25 protein-coding genes are annotated in these 23,266 nt (G+C 60.6%); 14 read left to right on the forward strand and 11 right to left on the reverse strand.

The features are described 5' to 3' along the window. Window positions 1-4 precede the first annotated feature (4 nt). The 6 genes from H8790_RS11970 (at window position 5) to H8790_RS11995 (ending at window position 3,202) form a co-directional block, all read left to right on the forward strand. Window positions 5-211, forward strand: a complete 207-nt coding sequence (locus H8790_RS11970) for a hypothetical protein (RefSeq protein ID WP_187332741.1) — start codon at window positions 5-7, stop codon at window positions 209-211. Window positions 212-226: 15 nt separating this feature from the next. Continuing rightward, on the forward strand, window positions 227-373 hold the full coding sequence (locus H8790_RS11975; protein ID WP_187332742.1) for a hypothetical protein: 147 nt from the start codon (window positions 227-229) through the stop codon (window positions 371-373). A gap of 173 nt (window positions 374-546) precedes the next feature. After that, a complete protein-coding gene (locus tag H8790_RS11980; RefSeq protein WP_187332743.1) occupies window positions 547-1,428 on the forward strand; it encodes a copper amine oxidase N-terminal domain-containing protein in 882 nt (293 codons plus the stop codon). Between the two features lie 65 nt (window positions 1,429-1,493). Further along, window positions 1,494-2,120: an RNA polymerase sigma factor gene (locus H8790_RS11985; RefSeq protein ID WP_187332744.1), complete on the forward strand. Its 627-nt coding sequence runs from the start codon at window positions 1,494-1,496 to the stop codon at window positions 2,118-2,120. After that, window positions 2,098-2,718 carry a hypothetical protein gene (locus H8790_RS11990; RefSeq protein ID WP_187332745.1) on the forward strand — a complete coding sequence of 207 codons (621 nt, stop codon included), beginning with the start codon at window positions 2,098-2,100 and terminating at the stop codon, window positions 2,716-2,718. Before H8790_RS11985 ends, H8790_RS11990 begins: the two co-directional genes overlap by 23 nt. Before the next feature lie 79 nt (window positions 2,719-2,797). Next, window positions 2,798-3,202, forward strand: a complete 405-nt coding sequence (locus H8790_RS11995) for a hypothetical protein (protein WP_187332746.1) — start codon at window positions 2,798-2,800, stop codon at window positions 3,200-3,202. Window positions 3,203-3,241: 39 nt separating this feature from the next. On the opposite strand, the gene H8790_RS12000 is transcribed toward H8790_RS11995, so the two are convergent. Then, entirely contained in the window at window positions 3,242-4,180 is a 939-nt protein-coding gene (locus H8790_RS12000) for a LysR family transcriptional regulator (protein WP_187332747.1), read from the reverse strand. 307 nt (window positions 4,181-4,487) lie between these two features. Here H8790_RS12000 and glsA point away from each other — a divergent pair, with 307 nt between their 5' ends. The 5 genes from glsA (at window position 4,488) to prfB (ending at window position 10,715) form a co-directional block, all read left to right on the forward strand. Further along, window positions 4,488-5,411: a glutaminase A gene (gene glsA, locus H8790_RS12005; protein WP_404821722.1), complete on the forward strand. Its 924-nt coding sequence runs from the start codon at window positions 4,488-4,490 to the stop codon at window positions 5,409-5,411. A 146-nt stretch (window positions 5,412-5,557) separates the two neighbouring features. Then, a complete protein-coding gene (locus tag H8790_RS12010) occupies window positions 5,558-6,985 on the forward strand; it encodes an alanine/glycine:cation symporter family protein (RefSeq protein ID WP_187332749.1) in 1,428 nt (475 codons plus the stop codon). A gap of 176 nt (window positions 6,986-7,161) precedes the next feature. Further along, a complete protein-coding gene (locus H8790_RS12015) occupies window positions 7,162-8,109 on the forward strand; it encodes an AEC family transporter (RefSeq protein ID WP_187332750.1) in 948 nt (315 codons plus the stop codon). 27 nt (window positions 8,110-8,136) lie between these two features. Continuing rightward, window positions 8,137-9,495, forward strand: coding sequence for an MATE family efflux transporter (locus H8790_RS12020; RefSeq protein ID WP_187332751.1), 1,359 nt, complete (start codon window positions 8,137-8,139; stop codon window positions 9,493-9,495). A gap of 101 nt (window positions 9,496-9,596) precedes the next feature. Further along, the gene (prfB, locus tag H8790_RS12025; RefSeq protein WP_187332752.1) at window positions 9,597-10,715 is read left to right on the forward strand and encodes a peptide chain release factor 2; all 1,119 of its coding nucleotides are present in this window, start codon (window positions 9,597-9,599) and stop codon (window positions 10,713-10,715) included. A gap of 150 nt (window positions 10,716-10,865) precedes the next feature. Here the strand turns inward: prfB and H8790_RS12030 are convergent, their stop codons facing one another. After that, window positions 10,866-12,386 carry a gluzincin family metallopeptidase gene (locus H8790_RS12030; protein WP_187332753.1) on the reverse strand — a complete coding sequence of 507 codons (1,521 nt, stop codon included), beginning with the start codon at window positions 12,384-12,386 and terminating at the stop codon, window positions 10,866-10,868. A gap of 189 nt (window positions 12,387-12,575) precedes the next feature. Next, on the reverse strand, window positions 12,576-13,736 hold the full coding sequence (gene spoIIP / locus H8790_RS12035; protein ID WP_187332754.1) for a stage II sporulation protein P: 1,161 nt from the start codon (window positions 13,734-13,736) through the stop codon (window positions 12,576-12,578). A 124-nt stretch (window positions 13,737-13,860) separates the two neighbouring features. Between spoIIP and H8790_RS12040 the strand changes: the two genes are divergently transcribed. Beyond that, a complete protein-coding gene (locus H8790_RS12040) occupies window positions 13,861-14,550 on the forward strand; it encodes a M23 family metallopeptidase (protein WP_187332755.1) in 690 nt (229 codons plus the stop codon). 72 nt (window positions 14,551-14,622) lie between these two features. Here the strand turns inward: H8790_RS12040 and H8790_RS12045 are convergent, their stop codons facing one another. The 5 genes from H8790_RS12045 to H8790_RS12065 all read right to left on the reverse strand — a co-directional run bounded on the left by H8790_RS12045 (window position 14,623) and on the right by H8790_RS12065 (window position 19,158). Then, complete coding sequence (locus H8790_RS12045) at window positions 14,623-15,252, reverse strand: TatD family nuclease-associated radical SAM protein (RefSeq protein ID WP_187332756.1); 630 nt, start codon at window positions 15,250-15,252, stop codon at window positions 14,623-14,625. Between the two features lie 6 nt (window positions 15,253-15,258). Next, on the reverse strand, window positions 15,259-16,041 hold the full coding sequence (locus H8790_RS12050) for a TatD family hydrolase (protein WP_243208504.1): 783 nt from the start codon (window positions 16,039-16,041) through the stop codon (window positions 15,259-15,261). Window positions 16,042-16,161: 120 nt separating this feature from the next. After that, the gene (locus tag H8790_RS12055) at window positions 16,162-16,791 is read right to left on the reverse strand and encodes a DUF4352 domain-containing protein (protein WP_187332757.1); all 630 of its coding nucleotides are present in this window, start codon (window positions 16,789-16,791) and stop codon (window positions 16,162-16,164) included. 44 nt (window positions 16,792-16,835) lie between these two features. After that, a complete protein-coding gene (gene metG, locus H8790_RS12060) occupies window positions 16,836-18,815 on the reverse strand; it encodes a methionine--tRNA ligase (protein WP_187332758.1) in 1,980 nt (659 codons plus the stop codon). Window positions 18,816-18,948: 133 nt separating this feature from the next. Next, window positions 18,949-19,158: a helix-turn-helix domain-containing protein gene (locus tag H8790_RS12065; RefSeq protein ID WP_187332759.1), complete on the reverse strand. Its 210-nt coding sequence runs from the start codon at window positions 19,156-19,158 to the stop codon at window positions 18,949-18,951. 368 nt (window positions 19,159-19,526) lie between these two features. Between H8790_RS12065 and H8790_RS12070 the strand changes: the two genes are divergently transcribed. Continuing rightward, complete coding sequence (locus H8790_RS12070) at window positions 19,527-19,880, forward strand: RNHCP domain-containing protein (RefSeq protein ID WP_243208505.1); 354 nt, start codon at window positions 19,527-19,529, stop codon at window positions 19,878-19,880. A 37-nt stretch (window positions 19,881-19,917) separates the two neighbouring features. On the opposite strand, the gene H8790_RS12075 is transcribed toward H8790_RS12070, so the two are convergent. Genes H8790_RS12075 through H8790_RS12085 form a run of 3 tightly spaced genes read right to left on the reverse strand, consistent with a single transcriptional unit; the run spans window position 19,918 to window position 22,347 of the window. Beyond that, entirely contained in the window at window positions 19,918-20,457 is a 540-nt protein-coding gene (locus H8790_RS12075; protein WP_187332760.1) for a hypothetical protein, read from the reverse strand. 18 nt (window positions 20,458-20,475) lie between these two features. After that, the gene (locus tag H8790_RS12080) at window positions 20,476-20,982 is read right to left on the reverse strand and encodes a YcxB family protein (protein WP_187332761.1); all 507 of its coding nucleotides are present in this window, start codon (window positions 20,980-20,982) and stop codon (window positions 20,476-20,478) included. A 12-nt stretch (window positions 20,983-20,994) separates the two neighbouring features. Then, window positions 20,995-22,347: an MATE family efflux transporter gene (locus H8790_RS12085; RefSeq protein WP_187332762.1), complete on the reverse strand. Its 1,353-nt coding sequence runs from the start codon at window positions 22,345-22,347 to the stop codon at window positions 20,995-20,997. Window positions 22,348-22,482: 135 nt separating this feature from the next. Here H8790_RS12085 and H8790_RS12090 point away from each other — a divergent pair, with 135 nt between their 5' ends. Next, window positions 22,483-23,241 carry an exodeoxyribonuclease III gene (locus H8790_RS12090; protein WP_187332763.1) on the forward strand — a complete coding sequence of 253 codons (759 nt, stop codon included), beginning with the start codon at window positions 22,483-22,485 and terminating at the stop codon, window positions 23,239-23,241. The last annotated feature ends 25 nt before the right edge of the window (window positions 23,242-23,266 follow it).

Raw genomic sequence — 23,266 nt, forward strand, 5'->3', positions numbered from 1 at the left:
ACCAATGCCAATCACAAAACCGATTCTCCCCCCGAAAGCCGGGTACGTTGAGATCGTCAGCGCCGACGGCCTCCATATCTACAAGCCCACACCTGAAACAGCACGCAAGCTGGCGGAAGCGGAGGCCAATCAGGCAGCTGGGGACATCACCCTTGACCTTATGGCCGAACACGAGGAGCGCCTTTGCATGCTGGAACTCACCGCCGGATAAAGAAAGGAGAAAACAATGACAACTGTATTCAATCTCTGCAAGCTCCTCATCCAGAAGGGCCGCACGGACGGCCTTCAGGAAAAGATGGACGTATACCTTGCCGCTGACCGCCTGACCGCGGAGGAGTATCGCGACCTGACCACTCTTCTGACCGCGGCGTAACGCGCGGAAGTAGGAAGCGCCGCATACGGAAATTTAGAGCCATGAGCCTACATGCCCGAAACGCTGATCCGCGCAAAAAAGTTTTCCAAAGGTGCAACATTTGCGCTGCCCCGCCTGTATATAAGACGTCACAGCAAATAACGGATCCCTGCGATCACGAAAGGACGATTCTTATGAAAAAAACAGTGGTTAGCGCATCTTTGTCCCTGGCCCTGGCAGCAGTGATGGGCCTCTCCGCCCTTGCGGCGGACGCCGGCCTGATCTCGCCCGCCGCCGGCAATTCAGCCGACACGGCGCCTGAACGCACCTACACCATCCAGGTCAACGGGGAGGACACCGGCATCCAGGCCTGCGTGATGGTTCCCCTGAGGGCCATTGCAGAGAAACTGGGGTTCCAGGTCACCTGGAGCAACGGCACCGTCCTGGTGGACAACGGAGTGATGCACACCACGGTGACCATCGGCAAGGACAGTTACATTGTCACCACCAGCAACCCCGACTTGGTGGGCATGAGCGCCCCCTTCTCCCTGGGCGCCGCCCCCTATGTGACGGACGGCGTCACCTATGTGCCCCTTGGCCTGTTTGACGCCCTCCTGGGCAGCAAAGAGGGAACCATCGCCGTTGAGGGCAGCAAAATCCTCATTCATACCGACTCCGGCAGCACGGAGCTTGCCAACCCCTTTACCGACTGCACCACGCTGAAAGAGGCCCAGGACCTGGCCGGTTTCTCCATCACTGTCCCTGAGGCCTCTTCCGCCTGCAAGGAAACCCGGATCCGCGTCATCAAGGGCTCCCTCATTGAGGTGGTCTACGCCAATGGGGAAGAGGAGCTGTGCATCCGCAAAGGCAGCGGCAGCGGTGACGTCAGCGGCGACTACAATTTCTACGCGCAGACCAAGTCCGTCACGGTGGATGGCCTTCAGGTGACCATGAAGGGCGCTGACGGTGAAATTCGCCTTGCAACCTGGAGCAGCGGAGGGTATACTTTTGCTGTAAGCTCCAGCCAGGGCGTCTCTGCAAGTGAGATGACCAATTTCATCCAGGCTGTGAAGTAACCTGCAGGCGGCAGGCCATACGCTTTTTTGTATGGCCTGCCGCCTGACGATACAGAGGAGATGGTATGGTGGAAGTCTGTCTGACCCGGCGCTGGCCCGGCGCCGCCCGTTTGGATCGTGCGCTCTCCCTCATAAGCCGCTGTTCACGGGCGCTGTTCCTGTCGGAAGACCTGGATTCTTCCCGGGAAGGGGCGTCTGCGGAGGAGGGGGTCAACCAGCGGGCGGAGCGGATTCTGACCGACCACGGAAACAGCATCCTGCGCCTTGCCTACTCCTATCTCCACAACAAAAGCGACGCGGAAGAGGTGCTCCAGGATACGCTGATCCAATTTTTGAAAACAGCCCCGGTTTTTGAGAACCAGCGCCACGAGAAGGCCTGGCTCATGCGGGTCTGCTCCAATCTGAGCAAAAACCGGATTGACTACAACAAGGTGCGCGGCGCGGATGAGCTGAACGAGGAACTGGCGGCGCAGAACAGGGAGGACCTGTCCTTTGTCTGGGACGCGGTCAAGCAGCTGCCGGTCCCATACCGGGAGGTCATCCACCTTTTTTATCAGGAGGGATACCCCACGGTGCAGATTGCGGAAATCCTGAAGCGAAAGGAATCCACCGTCCGCTCGGACCTTCGCCGGGGGCGGGCGAAGCTGAAGCAAGTTTTGAAGGAGGCGTATGACTTCGATGGGACAGTATGAGCAGATCATGGAGCGGATCGAAGTGACCGGCGAAATGCGCTCACGCATCCTCCGCAGCATCCAGAGCGCGGACCTGACGCCCACGGGGAAGAGCGTTCGGTTCCCCCGCCGCTGGCGGTCCCTGTCCATTGCGGCCTGCCTTGCACTCCTGATTTTGGGGGCGGTTGCTCTCCCGGACCTGATGAGCGCCCAGCCTGACCCTCCCCTCCTGGTCACCCCCAACCTGGTGGAGTGCACCTCCCTTGCGGCATTGGAGGAGCAGGTTGGCTTCCCTGTATCCGATGTCCAGGGCCTTCCCTTTGACGTGGAGTCCAGCGAGTATCTTGCCTATGGCAGCGAGCTGGCCCAAATCACGTACAGCGGGGAGGGGCAGACGGCGGTTTTTCGAAAATCTGCCGGAAGCAAGGATAATTCCGGGGACTACACCATATATGACACCCAGACCAGCCTGAAGGCCGGCAGCCTCACCGCTTCCCTGAAGGGCAGCGGCGGCTCCTACTGCCTGGCCCTCTGGGCCGACCAGGGATACGCCTACTCCCTGCGCCTTTCTGACGGCTTGACGGAGGCGGAGTGGACCGCTCTTTTGTCTGCGGATTGACAGCCGCGCTCCGTCTCGTTTTGTGCTGATCTCAAAACTCGCTCATATACTGTTTCTGAAAGCGGGAGGAGGCGGTTTTTTGAAAGAAGGCGACAGCGGGTTTCTATGCCAGGCGCTCTCCACGCTGAATCAGTCCCAGCACTATCTGACCTTCATCATCGCAGCCGTCTTCCTCTCCTATGGCGTCCTCTCCGAGCAAAAGCGCCAGCTCATCTGCCGGGAAAGCGACCCCCAGTCCCTCTTCCCTTGGCAGGCCCTGTCCAGCATCCTGACGATCTGCGCCCTGGTGTTCTTCTTTCGCCTGTCGGAGCAGTCCAATGCCCAGCAAACGGGTCTGGAGCGAAAGCTCTCAGAGGTAAACCGGGTCGCCAGCAGCCTGGTGTTGGCCGCCGCGCTCATGCGCTTCTGGACGCTGCTGCAAAGCAGTCAACTGAGCGGCTCCGCCGGGATCACCGACGAGGAAGTGGAGTCCTCTCCGGCCTGAAGGCCAAAAGGCCGGCACGCAGCAGCGTGCCGGCCTTTTTTATGTCTCCATGGCCTGTATCTTCCGATACCGGGCAGTGACATCATCGATGAACTCCCGCTCCGACTGCGTCAGCTCCCCGCCCTTGCGGGTGATCAGGCCAAACGTCAACCGCTCGGTGCAGTTTTCAATGGGTACGGAGATGATTTGATACATGGAGTCCTGCGTCAGAAAGCTCTGGATGCCGATGGTGTAGAAGTTGCTGTGGGCGATCAGATGTAGCAGCGCCGCCCGGCCGTAGACATAGATGATCTTCGGTGAACCGTTGAGGTCCAACTGCCGGCTGTCGGTGGAGATATTGTAGATAAAATCCTCGTACTGGCCGAAGTAGCGCACAAAGCCATAGTCCCGCAGCGACTCCAGCGTCACCGGCGCGCCCTGGCGTACCAGCTGGTGGTTGCGGGAGATGACGATGTGGGGCGTCAAGTCCGCCAGGGGCTGAAACTCAAGGTTTTTCTCCTTCAGCATGGAGAGCAGCCTCTCCTGCGCATGCTGGGCCACATGGATGACGCCCACATCCGCCACGCCGCCGCACACGTCGTCCACCACGTCGATGGCGGTTCCCTCGTTCAGGCTGTAGGAGAAGCGCTGGGTCTGCTGGTTGCGTACGCATACGTCGTTGAAGCTCTCCATGGTGTGGGAGAACTTAGTCATGGACACGCTGAGCCGGTCCTTGTCGGGCTGCGGCCGCCGGGAAAACTGCTTAAGGTTCTCCATCTCCTGCAAAATCACCCTGGCGTGCTCCAAAAACCGCTGGCCCTCCGGCGTCAGCGACACGCCCTGCTTGGACCGCTCCAACAGGGCAAAGCCCACATCCTCCTCCAGATCCCGGATGATGTGGCTCAGATGAGGCTGGGAGATATACAGCGCCTGGGCGGCTTTGTTGATGGACCCGTACTGCGCCACGGCACAGAAAAACTCCAGGTGTTTGACATTCAAGTAAAAGGCCTCCTTGCTGCCGCCGCGGCATTGTACTATTTTCCAATATGCGGTTTCTTTTTGTTTTTTTCTATTATATACTATTTTGGAAAATACCGGGGATTTGGTTTCTCCCTTTTTGGATTTTTGTTTACTTTACACAAAAACCCCGGAATTCAACTGCGCATTTTCCCTATATCAGAAACCAATAAGGTTATTTTAATCCCAGATGAGCGCATTGCACAGTTTTGTGGTACAATGGAAACAGAAAACAGGTCAGTTTGCCGAAAGGCTGCTTGACGAGAGGGAGTGTCCTTCCATGATTTCCATTGAACAGGCCATTGACGAGGCCATGCGCTATGCCCGCACCTTCCTTCCCGAGGGGAAGGTGGCCACGTACATACCGGAGCTGGCCCACGGCGACCCCGGCCAGCTCGGCGTCTGCCTGATCACCAAAGACGGCACCGTCTACCACGATGGGGACTGGCAGCAGGAGTTCACCATCCAGAGCATTTCCAAGACCATATGCCTGATTTTTGCCCTCCAGACCGCAGGGTATGAAAAGGTGTTCAGCAAGGTGGGCGTGGAACCCACCGGCGACGCCTTCAACTCCATTGTGAAGCTGGAGACCAAGACGCTGCACCCGCTCAACCCCATGATCAATGCCGGGGCCATTGCCACGGCCAGCTGCTGCATGGATTTGGAGGACCCCTTCGGCGCCTTCATGGACCTGACGCGGCGGCTCTGCGGGCGGGAGAGTATCCAGCTCAATGAATCCGTATACCTTTCGGAGAAAAAATCCGGTATGCGCAACCGCTCCATGGCTTATCTCATGCAGAGCGACAACATCCTGGAGTGCGACGCGGAGCTGGCGCTGGACCTCTATTTCCGCATGTGCTCGGTCAGCGTCACCACGGAGGATCTGGCCCGATACGCGGTGGTGCTGGCCAACGACGGCGTCGACCCCGCCACGGGGGAGAGGCTGGTGGAGAACTGGATCGTCCGCATCGTCAAGACGCTGATGGTGACCTGCGGCATGTACGACGGCTCCGGTGAGTTTGCCATGAAGGTGGGCATCCCCGCAAAAAGCGGCGTGGGCGGCGGCATCATGGCATCGGTGGAGGACCGGATGGGCATTGCCGCTTTCGGCCCCGCCCTGGATGCCAAGGGCAACAGCGTGGGTGCCTACCGGGTGCTGGAATATCTGTCCCAGGCCCTGCGGCTGCACTATTTTGCGGGCAAGGACCTGTAGATCGGAAAAGCGCGCGCAATTGCGCTTTGATAAAAAGGGAGAGCCTCTTTCCCTGCCGGACGAGCGGCGGGGAGGCGCCGGGAGAGGGACGGCGCCGGAGCGGGCCGCAGTGCCTGTATATTTTTGAGAAGAGAGAGTGAGAACGTATGGAAGCATTTTTGAACTCCGTAACCAAAGCCCTGGTATCCATTGACGACTTTTTGTACTATCCCGTCCTGATCATTGTCCTGCTGGCGGCAGGCCTTTATTTCTCCTTTAAGACCCGCTTTGTCCAGCTGCGCATGTTCGGCGAGTCCATCCGCGTGGTGTCGGAGAAGCCCTCCAAGGAGGGAGCCATCTCCTCCTTCCAGGCGCTGATGGTCTCCACCGCTTCCCGGGTGGGCACCGGCAACATCGTGGGCGTGTCCACCGCCATCTGCCTGGGCGGGTTCGGCGCGGCCTTCTGGATGTGGATCATCGCCCTCATCGGCGGCGCATCCGCCTTTATTGAGAGCACCCTGGCCCAGATTTACAAGCGCCGCAACCCCGAGACCGGCGACAGCTACGGCGGCCCCGCCTACTACATAGAGACCGCCCTGCACAACCGCGCCCTGGCGGTGGTGTTTGCCGTCTCGCTGATCCTGACTTATGCAGGCGGCTTCAACATGCTGGCCTCCTACAACCTTCAGGACACCTTTAAGGCCTACGGCTTCTACAATCCCTCTGTCACCCCCTGGATCATCGGCGTCATCCTTGCGATCCTGGTGGGCTGGTGTGTCATGGGCGGCGGCCGGAACATCGTGAAGGTCACCAGCACCCTGGTGCCCATCATGGGCCTTTTGTACGTGGCCGTATCCCTGATCATCATTGTATTCCACATCAAGCTGGTTCCCGCCGTCTTTGTCCAGATTTTCCAGCAGGCCTTTGACTTCCAGGCCATCTTCGGCGGCATCGCAGGCTCCTGCATGATGTACGGCATCAAGCGGGGCCTCTATTCCAACGAGGCGGGCGTGGGCTCCGCCCCCAACGCCGCCGCGGCCGCCGACGTGTCCCACCCGGTGAAGCAGGGCCTGGTCCAGATGCTCTCCGTATTCATCGACACCCTGCTCATCTGCACCGCCACGGCCCTGATGTGCATGTGCTCCGGCGTGACCCCCACCGCGGACATCGCCGGCGCCCCCTATGTGCAGCAGTCCATTTCCACCGTGTTCGGCGGCTTTGGCCCCGTGTTCGTCACCATCGCCATGGTGCTCTTCGCCTTCACCACGCTGCTCGGCAACCTCTACTATGTGGACAACTGCCTTGCCTTCATAAACCGCAAGATGCCCTCCAGGGCTTTCATGACCTTCTTCCGGGTGCTGTGCGCCGCGGTGATCCTCCTGGGCGCCGGGCTGAGCATGGACGCCGCATGGGCCATTGCCGACATCCTCATGGCCGTGATGTGCCTCATCAACCTGCCCGCCTGTGTGGCGCTGGGCGGCGTGGCCATCCGGGCCTGCAAAGACTATGAAAAGCAGAAAGCGGAGGAAAAGAACCCCGTCTTCCGCGCCAAGGACATCGGCTTGGACGACTCCAACCTGGAATATTGGAAATAATCCCCGGACCCGGCCCCCTGTGGGCCGGGTTTTTTTGCCTGTTTCCATAGTTTTTGCTGTCCGGTCTTGCAAAACTCCGTCATTTTCTTCCGCTTCCCTTTGTCAAGCAAGAAAAATCGTGCTATACTGGGAATACTTAGTTCCGGACCTCCGCGGCCCGGGGGACGGAGGGCATCATGAACGCTTTTACCCTGGCGCTGAACGCCGTTTTGCCAATGGTCCTGCTGATCGCGCTTGGATATGTGCTCAAGCGGACCGGGTATCTATCGGCGGAGTTTTTCAACAAGGCCAACCAGCTGTGCTTTCAGATCCTGCTGCCGGTCAGCCTTTTCAACTCCAGCCGGTCCAGCCAGTTTTCCTCCGGCGACACGGAGGCCATCGTATTCGGCCTGAGCGCCACGGCGGCAGTGTTCCTTGCCGCTTTTTTCCTGGTCCCCCGCTTTGAGCCGGACAACCGCCGCCGGCCGGTCTGGATTCAGGCCATGTACCGGGGCAATTTCGTCATCTACGGCATGTCTGTCTGCGTCCGCCTGCTGGGGGAGGAGTGCTCTTCGCTGACGGCCATTCTGGCCGGGTTTTTGGTGCCGCTCTACAACTTCCTGGCGGCGGTGGCGCTGGAGTACTTTGTGAGCCAGGAGGGCGGCAGCCGGACGCCGCTGCTCAAGACCCTGCCCCGGGTGTTCAAAAACCCCCTGCTCATCGGGCCGCTGCTGGGCCTTTTGTGCAACTTCCTTGGCCTGCATTTCCCCACGGCCATCGACACGGCGTTCAACGACTTGGGGAAGATCGCCACGCCCTTCGCCCTCATCGCCCTGGGCGGTAAGTTCGACTTCACCTATGCCCGCAAGTACCTGGGGCAGGTGGCCCTGGGCAACCTGCTGCGTCAGGCGGTGATCCCCGCCGTGATGACGGCCCTTGCTGCGGCACTGGGGTTCCGGGGCTATCAGTTGGGCGTCATCATGTGCATGTTCTGCACGCCCATGGCCGTGTCCGCCTTTGCCATGAGCCGGATGATGGGTGCCGACGACAAACTGGCCAGCTCCCTGATCGTGACCACCACCTGCGTTTCCTGCCTGTCCATTTTCGTGGGGGCGGTTACGCTGACCCACCTGGGGCTGATCTGATTCCCTGCGCTGGCGAAGGAGGCTTTTATGGACGAGAAGCAGGAGGCAAAATTCATACGCATGACCCAGACGCCAATCCCCACCCTGGTCTGCTCCATGGCGGCGCCCTGCATCATCAGCATGCTGGTCACCTCCTTTTACAACATGGCGGACACTTTTTTTGTGGGCATGCTCAACAGCAACAGCGCCACAGGCGCCGTCGGCGTGGTGTTCTCCATCATGAGCATCATCCAGGCGGTGGGGTTTTTCTGCGGCCACGGCTCCGGCAACTATGTCTCCCGGGAAATGGGGAAGCAGAACATTGAGGAGGCCTCCCGCATGGCGGCCAACGGCTTTGTGTGCGCTTTGGCCCTGGGTGCCGTCATCCTGACGGCCGGCCTTTTGTTCCTGCGGCCCCTTGCGGTTTTGTTGGGCTCCACAGACACCATATTGCCCTATGCCATGAGCTACATGCGCATCATCCTCATCGGCGCGCCCCACATGTGCGCCTCCCTGGTGCTCAACAACCTCCTGCGCTTCCAGGGCAGCGCGATTTACGGCATGGTGGGCATCACCGCAGGAGCGGTGCTGAACATCCTGCTGGACCCACTGCTCATTTTTACTCTGGATATGGGCGTGTCCGGCGCGGCGCTGGCCACCATCATCAGCCAGCTGGTCAGCTTCCTTGTGCTGCTGTTCCAGTGCTCCCGGGGCGGCAACCTGCGCATTTCCCTCCGCAATGTCAAGCTGACGCCCTTTTACCTCAAGGAGATCATCCGGGGCGGGCTTCCCTCCCTGGCCCGGCAGGGGCTGGGAGGGCTCTCCACCGTGTGTCTCAACTGGGGGGCCGGCCCCTACGGCGACGCGGCCATCGCCGCAATGGGCGTGGTGGCCCGGGTGATGCAGTTCGCCAACTCCGCCCTCATCGGCTTCGGCCAGGGCCTCCAGCCGGTGTGCGGCTTCAACTTCGGCGCCAGGCTCTACCGCCGGGTGAAGGAGTCCTACTGGTTCTGCGTGAAAACCTCCCTTGGGTTTCTGCTGGCCATTGCGGCCGTTGGCCTCTTCTTTGCCCCCACGGTCATCGGGGTGTTCCGGGACGATCCCACCGTGGTGGCCTACGGTACCACGGCCCTGCGGCTCCAGTGTTTGACACTGTGCGTCAACAGCTGGGTGGTGATGGGGAACATGGTGCTCCAGGTGGTCAACCGCACTGTCCCGGCCACGTTCCTGGCCATGTCCCGGCAGGGGATTTTCTTCATCCCCGCGGTTTTGATTTTCCCCGCATTTTGGGGAATGTTGGGCGTGCAGCTGGCCCAGCCGGTGTCCGACGTGCTGTCGGCGGTCATTGCCGCCGTCATGATGCGCGGATTTCTGCGGGAGCTGGACGGAATGGACGCGGCCCAGTAAATGGATTTTTTCTAAAAAGTTCGTAAATTTGCTTTACAAGGCCGCATTAGTCCGATATAATTTAAATTTGCGAACGATTCTGATAAACGGAGAAATCAACTATGATCGAATACGACGAATATAAACAAAAACTCACCGCTTTGGGCCCGGTCATCACTGACCTGTCCGCGGCGCTGGATCTGGACGGCGCCCGCGCCGAGATCGCCAGACTGGAGGAGGAGACGGCCCAGGACGGCTTCTGGAACGACCTGGAGCGCTCCCAAAAGGTGCAGCAGCGGCTCAAGCAGCTCAAGAACAAAGTGGGGCGCCAGGAAAAGCTCATCGGCGAGTGGGAGGACTTGAAAACCCTGGTGGAAATGGCTTTGGAGGAGGACGACGAGTCCCTTCTTCCCGAGCTGACCGACGGCTACGCCAAGCTGGAGACCAAGGTAGAGGAAGCCCGGCTGGAGACGCTGCTCTCCGGCGAATACGACTCCAACAACGCCATCTTGACCCTTCACGCGGGCGCGGGCGGCACCGAGGCCCAGGACTGGACGGAGATGCTCTACCGCATGTACACCCGCTGGGCCGAGCGCCACGGCTTCTCCTACCAGACGCTGGACTACGAGGCCGGGGACGAGGCGGGCATCAAGTCCGCCACCATCTCCATCGAGGGGGAGAATGCCTACGGCTTTTTGAAGAGCGAAAACGGCGTCCACCGGCTGGTCCGCGTGTCCCCGTTCGACGCCAACTCCCGCCGCCAGACCTCCTTTTCCGCGGTGGAGGTCATGCCGGAAATCCCCGATGACAACACCATTGAAATCCGGCCCGAGGAAATTGAGATGCAGGTCTTCCGCTCCTCCGGCGCAGGCGGCCAGCACGTGAACAAGACCTCCTCCGCCGTGCGGCTGATCCACATCCCCACCGGCGTGGTGGTGGCCTGCCAGACGGAGCGCAGCCAGTTCCAGAACCGGGACAACTGCATGAAAATGCTCCGCGCCAAGCTGATGGAGCTCAAGGCCCAGCAGCACGCGGAGAAGATCTCCGACATCAAGGGCGTGCAGATGAAGATCGAGTGGGGCAGCCAGATCCGTTCCTATGTGTTCATGCCCTACACCTTGGCCAAGGACACCCGCACGGGCTATGAGATGGGCAACATCAACGCGGTGATGGACGGCGACATCGACGGCTTCATCAACGCCTACCTGACCGCCCAGGCCACCGGCGAACTGAAAAAGTAGCAGAAAAAGAAGAGGGCATCGGCTCCCTCTTCTTTTTTTACCCCGGCCGGAAGAGTGACTCTTTTTTCACTCTTCCCTGGAAACCGACCGCCCCTTTTGCTTTGCAAAGCGCCCGCCCACTCCTTTGGAGTGGGCGGGCGCTTTCATTGCTTAATCCGTGAGGCCGTAGATGGAATAGTACTTGTTCTTCATGTAGTCGATGTAGTACTTGCTGGTGATCTTCTCGCCGGAGGCCCGCTCCATCACCGCCATGGTGGGATAGGTGAAGCCGAACTGGTGGACCTTGTCGTGCATCCAGTTGTGGATGTCCTCGAACCGGCCGCTGGCCACCTGGGCATGGAAGTCGGGGATGTCCCGCAGCACGCCCTGGAGCAGCTGGCCGTCAAAGATATTGCCCATGGCGTAGGACTGGAACTTGCCGAAGTCCTCGGTCCAGTGGATATCCTGGAGGCAGCCCTCCAGGTCGTTGGTGGGACGGATGCCCAGGGACTCCTCATACTTGTCGTTCCAGGCCTCGCTCAGGCGGTCGAAGCTCAGCTTGCCCTCGAAGAGGTCACGCTCCAGCTCAAAGCGGATAACGGGGTGGAGGTTGTAGGTCAGCTCGTCGGCGCTGGTGCGCTTGAACTGGGGATTGACCTTAATGAGGGTCTTGAAGAAATCCTTGGCATTCCAGCTGCGCAGCTCCGGGAAGCGCTCCTGGAAGAAGGGGAAGAAGAACTCCCAGTACTCGGGGGAGCGGCCGATGATGTTTTCATAGAAGCGGGACTGGGACTCGTGGGCGCTGCCCTTCATGCCGCCCCAGACGCCGGCCTCCACCACCTCGTCGTTGGAACCCAGGCTGTAGAGGGAGTGGCCCATCTCATGGATGTAGGTGAAGAAATTGTCGATGCCCGTGTCGGACTTGCTGACGGTCACCCGGGAGTCCCGGGGGCTGAGCATGGCGGACCAGCCGTGCACCACCTTGGCGAAGGAGGCCTTGTCGGCGGTGTAGCCGAAGCGGTGGCAGGCGTAGGCGCTGAGTTCGTCGATGTCCTTTTCCCGGTGATAGAAGATGTTGAGGATGGAGTCGTCCACGTCGCGGGAGGCGGGGAGCACCTTGAACATAAGCTTGCTCATTTCCGTCTTCAGCTCTCCTAAAAGGCGGCTGCACTCGTCCACGGTCAGGTCCTCGTCATAGAAGTTCATCAGGACCTGGAGGGGGTGCTTGTTGGGGTCGGCGATCTGCGCGGCCTTGTACTTGAGATCAAAATATTTCTTCAGCACCGGCTTCCAGATGGAGTAATCGTTCTGGCGGCGGGCCTCCAGCCAGGCTGCGTCGTTTTCAAACTGCACCCGTGTGATCTCCGACTGCAGCTCCGCCGGGGTGCCGTTGGCGTTGTTGAAGTTGAAGAGGAACCGGCGGGCGACGGCCCGCTCCAAGTCTGTCTCATAGTCGGAGGCATCCAGGGAGCGGAATTTATCCGCCAGTTCATGGCACTCCTTTGTGGAAAACAGCTCAACCCGCTTGTCGGAAAAATACACGCTGGTATTCGCTCGGTAGGCCCGGCCAGTGCTGGGCATGTATGTAATCCTGTCCCACTTCATCAGGTCAATGATGTGGTCATACATCCTGCTCTGGCGCAGAAGGTCCTTGGCGCGCTCCAGCGCCTCCCGGGTGGTCAGTGTCGTCATTTCCATACTCCTTTCAAGTTTGCGGCGGATCCGGAGGAATCTGCGCGCAGCTTTCGCAAGTGTTCTTGCATTCATTATACACACTCTTTGCCCAATAGTAAATAAACGGCGGACAATTCCGCAAGAAAACTCTGCCGGAGCCGGACAGCTTGCAAAAATGATAAATTTTGCGGCCTGCGCGATGCCGCGTCACTTGTTTTTGGCCTCCAGCACCTGGATAAACTGCTCCGTAAAGAGCCGCGCGGCCAAAAGCGCCTCATCCAGGGAGTTGCCGGCGGCGCCCATCTCCACCAGCATGGAGCCGGTGGTGACGTGCTGGTTGTAGCGGGAGTTGCGCAGCACCACAGGGCGCATCAGCGTGGGATACGCGTTGACGATGTTCTGCTGCACCGCCACCGCGAGCTTCAGGTTTTCCATCCAGCGGTCGTGGGGAAGGCCTGAGCCGTCGCTGCCCATCACGATGGACACCTGGGCCGCCGTACCCACGTTGTCCACCACCGACACCACCTTGTACTGGTTGCCGTCGCTGTCTTCGATGGCGTCCCGGTGCACATCCAATATGAAGCGGATGGAGGGATACTGGGCCATGTAGGCGTCAATGGCCGTCAGCGCCCGTCCATAGGCGCCGGAGTACTCCGGGTAGTCGTACAGCGTCCGGTCGTGAAGCACGGAAATGCCCGCCTCGGCGAATACGTCGGCCATCTCATCCCCCACCCGCACCACATTGTACTTGGTGTCGGTGGTGCGGTGGTTTCCGGAGGGCTCGTAGCTCTGCCCGGGGGGCAGGGTGTAAGCTTCGCTGCCGTGGGTATGCAGGATCAGGATCTGGGGCTCTTCGTCGGTGAGGGATGCGTCAAAGGTCCCGCTGCCCAGGGCCGCCGTGTCCAGGACGTGGTCGGTGGAGTTGCTGATGTACACGCCGCCCACCACCGTGTAGCCTGCCGGCGAGGAGGGGATCAGGGTGCGGGCGGGGATGCCGTTGTCCACGCCCGGCGGCGTCTCCGGCTCTACGGGTTCCTCTGCCACCGGCTCGGTGTCCGTGTCGGAGGGCTGGGACTGCTCACTTAAGTCGCTCTCCTGGCGGCGGAGGATCTGCTCCCGGGCGGAGAGGAGCAGCGGCGACTCGGCAATGGCCAGAACCGTTGCGGGGGAGAGGTCGCTCAGGGTGAAAAAGTCCCCTAACTCCCACCGCAGCGCCTGCACCGGCCCCTGGGTGCGCAGGGCGGTGACCGCGCCCAAAAGGGATTCGCTGTTGGCCGTGACCGCCGCGGTCCAGAGCGTGACGGCGCACGCCCCGATGGCCAGGATTCTTCGGATACGCTGCGTGTTCTTCGGTCTTCTGCTGTTCATGGGATCACCTCTGAGGGAAGCCTATGCGGCCTGTCCCATCTACAGAACAGAAAAATTTTTGGGGATTGTATAAATTTCCCTCCCCCGGGCCATACTGACGGAAGAACAACGAAAGGAGAACACTATGGGAAAACGCAGCGTAAAATCCGTGTTTGGCGGAGCGGGCTTTTACATAGCCCTGCTCCTGTGCGTGGCCGCAGTTGGTGTGGCGGGCTATTTTGTCCTGTTTTCCGGAAACAGCGAAGAGCCGGTGGAACCGGTGGGCCATCCGGAGCCGGTAGAGGTCAACGATCCGGAGCCGGTGGACCTGGAACCGTCTGGCCAGGAGGCGCCGCCCCCCGACCCGGTGGAGGAACCGGACGTGGTCACTGTGGCGCAGATGCCGGAGGTGGATATCCCCGCGGAGCAGCCCAGGCTGACGGTGAAGCCTGTCTCCGGCGAGACTGTGGCAGCCTTCTCCATGGAGGACCTTCAGTATGATAAAACCATGGAGGACTGGCGCACCCACAACGGCATGGACATCGAGGCGGACAAGGGCACCCAGGTGATGGCCGCCACCGCAGGCACGGTGGATTCCGTCTACGATGATCCCCTGTTGGGCACCACTGTGGTCCTCTCCCACAGTGGCGGTTATCAGACCATCTACGCCTGCCTCCAGGGCCAGCCCACCGTCAGCGCCGGAGACAGCGTGACCACCGGCCAGGTCATCGGCTGTGTGGGCGAGAGCGCCATCGCCGAGGCGGGAGCGCACCTCCATTTCGGCGTCACCCGGGAAGGCGTCCCCATCGATCCAGAGGAGTTTTTGAACCAGTAGAAAAAAAGGACTGCGGTCATTCCGCAGTCCTTTTTTCCATGCAGCAAAGGGCTTCTGCACCCACGTGCACGATCAATCGGGGATGTAGGCCCGGACCCGCAGCGTGGCGCCCAGGGACTCAGCCAGTGCCCGGCACTTCTCGATGTCCTCCGGCGTCTTGTCCTTGTCCACGATGGTCATGACCACGTGGGGCACCTGGGCCGCGGCCTTCCGGGTGAAGTCCAGCATGGCGTCCCAGCCCGCCTTCCCGCTCTGGGGCCGGGTGACGGCCAGATACTCCTCCTCGTCGGCCCCGTTGAGGGAGATGGAGACCGTGTCCATGCGGCCGTGGAGGTCCGGCGTCACGTCGCGGCCGTTGATCAAATTGGCGTGACCGTTGGTGTTGATGCGGGTGGGGGGCAGGCCCGGCACCTTTGCGTGCAGCTGGTCGATGAGCCAGCAGATGTCATCCATGCGGTAGCTGGGCTCGCCGAATCCGCAGAAGACGATTTCCCGGTATTTGGTCAGGTCGCCCCAGGTGAAGAAGCTCTCAAGGGCCTCCTCCCGGCTGGGCTCGTGCTCCAGCCACAGGTCATCGGCGTAGATGCTGCCGTCGTGGCCGTTGTGGCGCAGGCAGAAGACGCAGGCGCAGTCGCACCGGTTGGTCAGGTTGACATACAGCGCGCCCTCGTACTCATAGGTGATGGTCATTGCTTTTTTCATCTCAACTCACTCGATTCCATAGAATTTTTTTGCATTGCGCGTGGTGGCCTCCTCCACCGCTTCCACGGTAAGGCCCTTCCACCCGGCAATTTTCTCCGCCACATAGGGGAGGTACCCGGAGTCGTTCCGCCTGCCCCGGAAGGGCACCGGCGTCAGGTAGGGACAGTCCGTCTCGATGAGGATGCGCTCCAGCGGCGCCCAGGTCACCACCTCCGGCGCCTTGCGGGCGTTTTGGAAGGTGATGGCCCCGTTGAAGCCCAGGTACCACCCTGCCTTCACCAGCTCCCTGGCGTCCTCCAGGCTTCCGGAGTAGCAGTGAAACACGCCCCGCACTCTGGGAAACTCCCGGACAATGGCCAGCGCGTCGCCGTGGGCGTCCCGGTCGTGGACGATCACCGGCAGCCCCGCCTCCTCGGCCAGGGCCAGCTGGCGGCGGAACACCTGGCGCTGGAACTCCCGGGGCGGGTTTTCCTTCCAGTAGTAGTCCAGCCCGATCTCGCCCACCGCCACCACCTTGGGATGGCGGAGCAGGGCACGGATCTGTTCAAAGTCCTCCTCTCCGGCCCCGGCGCAGTTTTCCGGGTGGATGCCCGCAGCGGCATAGACGTGGCCGTAGCGCTCCGCCAATGCGGCCGCCGCCCGGGAGGACGATACGGTGCAGCCCGGGTTCACCACATGGGTGACGCCCCGGCCCGCCAGGCCGGACAGCACCTGGTCCCGGTCCTCGTCAAAGGCTTCGTCGTCATAGTGTGCATGTGAATCAAACAGGCGGCATTCCTCCTCTTTCACGGCGCGGCATACTCATCGCGCACTTGTTTGGATCAGTATAATCCAAATCCCTTGGCGGCGCAAGGCGCAAAAAGAGCGGCTGGCCCCAACCAACCGCTCTTTTTTTGACCGCTGATCCGATCAGGCTTTTTCCCCAGCGGTGAAATACACGAAATACAGGTCTCCCACCGTCTCGTCCTCGAAATACTCCTCAAAGCTGATGGAGTAGTCCTTGCTGTCTGCGGGCACCTCAAAGAACAGAAGGCCGCTGCGTTCTTTGTTGATGCCGATCTCGTACTCACCGGGCAGCTGGTTATCGTCCAGGGCCTCAGCGGCCTGGGGCTGATGCTCCCAGGGCTCCTCGTCCGTGGTGATGGGCCAGCCGTAATCCTCTTCGTTCTCGCTGCCCCACTGGATCTGGAAGTCGGTGTCAAACATGGGCAGGCTGGAGACGCCGGTGTTCAAAATGGAGACGGAGACCACCAGCACCTTGTTGCCCTCGGCGGGGGTGTAGCTGCCATAGGTGGGGCAGGTGTAGGCGTCGGTAATGGCAAAGTTCATAAACGCGGTGTGCATCACATCGCCCAGATACCCACTGGCGCCGCCCTCTTCATACTCCACGCCGTCCCGCAGGTCCACCTGGGTGCCGTTCCCCGAGGAGCCCGCGCTGCCGGCGGAGCCAGCGCTCCCGGAAGAACCGGAGCCGCCGCAGCCGGCAAGGGAGATGGCAAGGGACAATGCAAGCAAGGTGAGTACAATACGCTGTTTCATGATAAAACCCTTCCTTTTTTATATTCTCTTCTCTTTTTCTCTTTTCAGCAGAGCTTTGCTCCGGCGGGGATTTTGTCGTCCACGATCATCAGGTTCAGACACTCCTCCCCATGCTCGGTGTGGACGGCGGAGAGCAGCATGCCGCAGGACTCCAGGCCCATCATCTTGCGGGGCGGCAGGTTTACGATGGCCACCAGCGTCTTGCCCACCAGCTGCTCCGGCTCATACCACTTGTGGATGCCGGAGAGGATCTGGCGGTCCGTGCCGGTGCCGTCGTCTAAGGTAAAGCGCAGCAGCTTGGAGGACTTGGGCACCGCCTCGCAGGCCTTCACCTTCACCGCCCGGAAATCGCTTTTGCAGAAGGTGTCAAAGTCCACGTTCTCCCCGGCAAGGGGCTCAATCTCCAGTGCGGGCTTGGAGGCGGCCTCCGCCTCCGCTTTTTTCTGCTCTTCCAGTTCTTCCAATGCCTTCAGCTCCTTTTCCATGTCGATGCGGGGGAACAGGGCCTCGCCCTTGCGGACGGAGGCGTCCTTGGGCAGCTTGCCCCAGCTTCCGGCGGACTGCCAGGTGGTCAGCCTCTCACCGGCGCCGATCTGCTCAAAGACCTTGGCCATGGACTCCGGCATGAAGGGAGTCAGCAGCACGGCGCAGATGCGGATGGTCTCCAGCAGATTGTACATGACCATGGCCAGGCGGGGGTTGTTGTCCTCGTCCTTGGCCAACACCCAGGGCGCGGTCTCATCAATATACTTATTGGCCCGGGCCACCACGGAGAACACCTCGCTGAGGGCGGACTGGAAGGCAAACTTCTCCATCTGCTCCTCGTAGCGCTGGCGGAGGGACCCGGCCATCTCCATCAGCTCGTGGTCCATGGGCTCCATCTTGTGTTCGGTGGGCAGGTTCCCAGCAAAGTACTTTTCCACCATGGCGGTGGTGCGGGAGACCAGATTGCCCAGGTCATTGGCCAGGTCCGTGTTGATGGTGGAGATCAGCAGTTCGTTGGAGAAGGTTCCGTCGGAGCCAAAGGGGAACGAGCGCAGCAGGAAATAGCGCAGCGCGTCCACGCCGTAGCGCTGTGCCAGCATATAGGGGTCCACCACGTTGCCCTTGGACTTGCTCATCTTTCCGCCCTCCAGCAGGAGCCACCCGTGGCCGTAGACGTGCTTTGGAAGCGGCATGCCCATGCTCATGAGCATGGCGGGCCAGATGATGGAGTGGAAGCGGACGATCTCCTTGCCCACAAAGTGGACGTCCGCGGGCCAGTACTTGTCGTAATCGTGGTACGCATCGTTCAAAAAGCCCAGGGCGGTGGTGTAGTTGAACAGGGCGTCCACCCACACGTAGACCACGTGGCCCGGGTCAAAGTCCACGGGAATGCCCCAGGTGAAGCTGGTGCGGGAGACGCACAGGTCCTCCAGTCCGGGGTCGATGAAGTTCTTCACCATCTCGTTGACGCGGCTGTGGGGCTGAAGGAAGTCGGTGTTCTCCAGCAGGTCACGGACCCGGCCGGCGTACTTGGACAGGCGGAAGAAGTAGGCCTCCTCCTCGGCGTCCACCACCTCCCGGCCGCAGTCGGGGCACTTGCCGTCCACCAGCTGGGACTCGGTCCAGAAGGACTCGCAGGGCTTGCAGTATTTGCCCACGTACTTGCCCTTGTAGATGTCGCCGTTGTCGTACATCTTCTTGAAAATCTTCTGGATGGCGGACACGTGGTAGCTGTCGGTGGTGCGGATGAAGCGGTCGTTGGAGATGTTCATCAGCTTCCACAGGTCCAGCACGCCGCCGCTGCCCTCCACGATTGCGTCCACAAACTCCTTGGGCGTGACGCCGGCGGCCTTGGCCCGGTCCTCGATCTTCTGGCCGTGCTCGTCGGTGCCGGTGAGGAACATCACGTCATAGCCCTGGAGCCGCTTGTAGCGGGCCATGGCATCGGTGGCCACGGTGCAGTAGGTGTGGCCGATGTGAAGCTTGTCCGACGGGTAGTAAATGGGGGTGGTGATATAGAATGTTTTTTTCTCTTCCATGCGCTTCTCCTTTTTCACGGCGCTCCGAATGGAAGAGCGCCGGTAATGACTCAGGTAACTATGTATTATATCACAAATGCTTCCAATTTTGCAACTTGCTTTCCGCCGGATGGCGGAATGGCGGGAGCCGCCCTCACTCTTTCTCTTCCGGGACGTATTCCATGATATCTTCGACCTGACAGCTTAAAATCTGACAAAGACGGTCTAAAATAACGGTCTTCACAACCATGTCCTTCCTCAATCGGTGCAACTGTGCTTTATCAATGCCATAGTCCTTCACCAGTTTATACTGGCTGATTCCCTTCTTGTTCATGGTGGCCCACAGTCGGTCGTACCGGATCATACCGCACCTCCTTTTTCCACATTGTATACAAAACGCCTCTGAGCCGCAAGCTCAGAGGCGTCTATATTTTTTCAAGCGAGGAAAGTATGCTTTCAAGGAGCTCCAATGCCTGCTTTCTCCTGGTGATATCAAGGACATACAATCGTTTCAGCAGTTCATTGCTCTTTGGCTCATAACCTTGCGCCGCAAGGAATCCTGTGATACTATACCGTTAGGCCCGCACAGCCGGGCCAAAGAAGAAGGAGACGCCTTATGAACATCCGCTTTCGTTCGGAGCTTGCCGCAAACCGGGAGGTTTGCAGGCGATAAGCTCCCGCCAAGCCTCCCGAAGATGCGTTTGGAGCAAACGATCTTTTAGGAGGATTCCCTTGAATACCACAGAAAACCACTTTGTCTGCCGCGTCTGCGGCGGCACAGCGGCGCCCACGGGCGCCGGAACCGCGCACCGCAACCACTGCCCCCACTGCCTATGCAGCATCCACCTGGACGAGACGCCGGGCGACCGGGCCTCCCGCTGCGGCGGCGTGATGGACCCCATCTGCGTCTGGGTGCGCAGAGGCGGGGAGTGGGCCATCATCCACCGGTGCCGCCGGTGCGGCGTGCTCCACTCCAACCGGGTGGCGGCGGACGACAACTCGTTCCGCCTTCTGTCCATTGCCGTCCAGCCGCTGGCCAATCCGCCCTTCCCCCTGGACTATCTGAGCCGGATGGAAGACAAGTAAAAAAGCAGGCCGCTGCATGCAGCGGCCTGCTTTTTCCTTAGTTCGAAGGCTTGTAGCGGATGGGCTGATCGTAGCCGAAGGTCCGCTTCCCGTTGACCTCCATGGTCTCGGACACCTCCAGCTCCCGGTCTGAAAACCGCTCCCAGAGGGTGAACTTCAGCACCGGGGAGAACATGCTGACGCTGCCGCCCTCCCAGACGCCGCCGTTGCAGGTGTAGAGGGCAGGGGTGAACTTCTCCGACGGCTTCAGCTCCGCGTAGTCCACGGTGCCCATCTGCTCATAGGTGAACGTATCCTTGCCGTATCCGGCGGGAATCTCATAGGAGGTGAGCTTCACGCCCTCCGCCTCCTCCGTAAAGAGGAAGAGGTGAGGCGAGGCGTGGGTCTTCCCCTCCGTCGTGTAGTAGCTCTCCTCCACCACAAAGACGCCCGAAAAGCCCTCCGGCAGGTGGACGATCTTGTGGTTGCACGGGGTGTTTACGTGCCGGGCAAAGGGAACGCCCGGCGTTTGCCTGCACTGCTCCGAATTGTCGAACCGCCCGGTGAGCAGGCGGACCAGTTCCTCTGCTTTGCTCATGTGCGCTCCCTCCTCCTGTTATCTTCTGCCCTTGGGAAACCGGTTCTTGGGCAGGCGCTCCTTGAACATCTTGCGAAGCGCCGCGGCCTCCCGGCCCTCCAGCACCCGCTTGGGGATCATGGTGTAGACGGAGCGGCTCTCCGCAAGGAAGAAGGCCTCGTCCGTCTCCAGCCAGGTGACGAATTTCTCCCAGGGCGTGGAGGTGACATAGCCCTCGGTCCGGTAGTCCACCCCGTCCTCGTTGAAGTCCAGGACGTGGGGCAGGTCAAAGCCCGGGGTCTTTTCGTAAATCCGGTAGGGCTGGCGGAAGTATAAAAACCCGAACATGCCCACCACGGCCACGCACAGGATGCACAGCGACACGCTCTTCCAGGCAGCGCCGAAATACACGAGATACGCCGCGCACATCACGCTCAGCACTGCCGCCAGCCACAGCTCGACCTGGGTCAGGGTCCTGGAGAGGAAGAGGTACCTGCGGTGGCAGCGCACCCACTCCTCCTTGGTATACTGAAACGAAACGACCATCCTTTTTCCCTCCTAAGACGCAAGGCTGCCGTGGCGTTTCCACCGGCCGGCAAAATAATAGATCACAGACACCGCAAAGCCCACGGCCCAGCCCACGCCGAATCCGTAGAACATCATCTCCCGGCCCGCGTGTTCCGCCAGCAGGTACACCGCCGGCACCCGGACCAGGATCAGGGAAAACACCACGCAGATCAGGGGGAACATGCTCTCACCGGCGCCCCGCATGGCGTTGTTGAGGCAGAACATCACTGCGAACAGGGGGTAGAAGGGGAGGATGGACTTGAGGTACACGGCTCCGGCGGAGACCACCTCCGCGCTGGGGGAGAAGAAGCCCACCAGTTCATTGCGGAAGGGCATGAGCAGCGCCAGCATGGCCAGGCACCAGCCCACGCCCATGGCCACCGTGACCCGGATGCCCTGATGGACCCGGCCCTCGGACGCGCCGGCGCCGATGTTCTGGCCCACGTAGGCCGTGACGGCGTTGGACAGGCTCTGCACCGGCAAAAAGGCCACCGCGTCCAGCTTATTGCCCACGTTGTACCCGGCGGTGAATGCCTTGCCGTAGGTGTTGACCTTGCCCATCACCAGCATCATGCCCACGGACACCATGGCCATCTGGACCCCGGCGGGCAGGCCGATGCGCATCACATCCCCAAAGAGCTGCCGGTCGAACCGGAAGCAGAAGGGGTGAATGCCGATCTGGGGATAGACCCGGTTGATGTAGAGCACGCCGAAGATCCAGGAGAAGGCCTGGGAGAAGATGGTGGCCACCGCCACGCCCATGACCCCCCAGTGGAAGATCAGCACAAGGGCCAGGTCCAGCACAATGTTCATCACCGCCGCGATGGCCAAAAACAGCAGCGGCGTGCGGCTGTTGCCCAGGCCCTGCAAAATGCCGGCGTTGGTGTTGTAGCCGATGGTGCCAACCAGCCCGCCGCAGACGATCATCAGGTAGAGCCACGCCTCATCGTAGGCCGCCGGGTCCACCTGCAAAAGGCTCAGCAGCGGCTTGACCAGCGCAAGGGCCAGCAGCGTCAGCGGTATGGCGGACACCACAAAGGTGGTGTAAACCGTGTCCACCGCGTCCCGGACCCGGTCCATCTTCCCGGCGCCGTAAAACTGGGAGATGACCACCGTGCCGCCGTTGGCCATGCCGGTGAACAGTGAGGTGAACATGAAGATCACGGGGAAGCCGATGCCCACCGCGGCCAGGGCGGCGTCGCCCACATAGTTGCCCACCACCCAGCTGTCCACCATGTTGTAGAGCTGCTGGAGGAGGCTTCCCAGGAACATGGGGAGGGCAAAGAAGAAGATATGCCGCGCCGGGCTGCCCTCCGTCATGTTCCGCATTCCGGATTGTTCCATGAAAACGCCCTTTCTCTTTCCAATGTACAAATTCCCCTATAGTGTACTCTTCTTTTTCCCGTTGGGCAAGGGAGGAACTATTGTTTTTTGAGCCGCTTTCGGGTAAAATGAAGAAAACGCTATGGGAGGACCTGCATGAAACTGATCTCCTGGAATGTGAACGGCCTGCGCGCCTGCCTGGGCAAGGGCTTTTTGGACTTCTGCACCCTGTCGGACCCGGATGTGATCTGCCTCCAGGAGACGAAGATGCAGGAGGGGCAGGCGGAGTTCGACCTGCCCGGCTACCACCGCTACTGGAACAGCGCCGACAAAAAGGGCTACTCCGGTACCGCCATCTTCACCAAAACCGAGCCCCTGCGCGTCACCCGGGACTTTGGAGAGGACCTCCACCGCCACGAAGGGCGCGTCCTCACGGCCGAGTACCCCTCGTTCCACCTGGTGTGCTGCTACACGCCCAACTCCCAGGATGGGCTCAAGCGGCTGGACTACCGGATGCAGTGGGAGGACGACCTGCGCTCGTACCTCATGGAGCTGGACCGGGAAAAGCCGGTCATCTACTGCGGGGATTTGAATGTGGCCCATCAGGAAATCGATATCAAAAACCCGGCGGCCAACCGCCGCAATGCCGGCTTTTCCGACGAAGAGCGCGCCAAGATGACGGAACTGCTCTCCTCCGGGTTTGTGGACACCTTCCGCACCCTGTGGCCCGACCGGGTGGCCTACTCCTGGTGGAGCTACCGCTTCCGGGCAAGGGAGCGGAACGCAGGCTGGCGCATCGACTACTTTCTTGTGTCCCAGCGCCTGATGGAGCGGGTGAAGTCCGCGGAGATCTATGCCGAAATCGGCGGCAGCGACCACTGCCCCGTGGCGCTGGAGATCGACGCGCCGCTGTAAAAAAAGCCGGGCGGGAGCTTTTGCT

It is taken from the genome of Oscillibacter hominis (genome assembly GCF_014334055.1).
GTDB lineage: Bacteria > Bacillota > Clostridia > Oscillospirales > Oscillospiraceae > Oscillibacter > Oscillibacter hominis.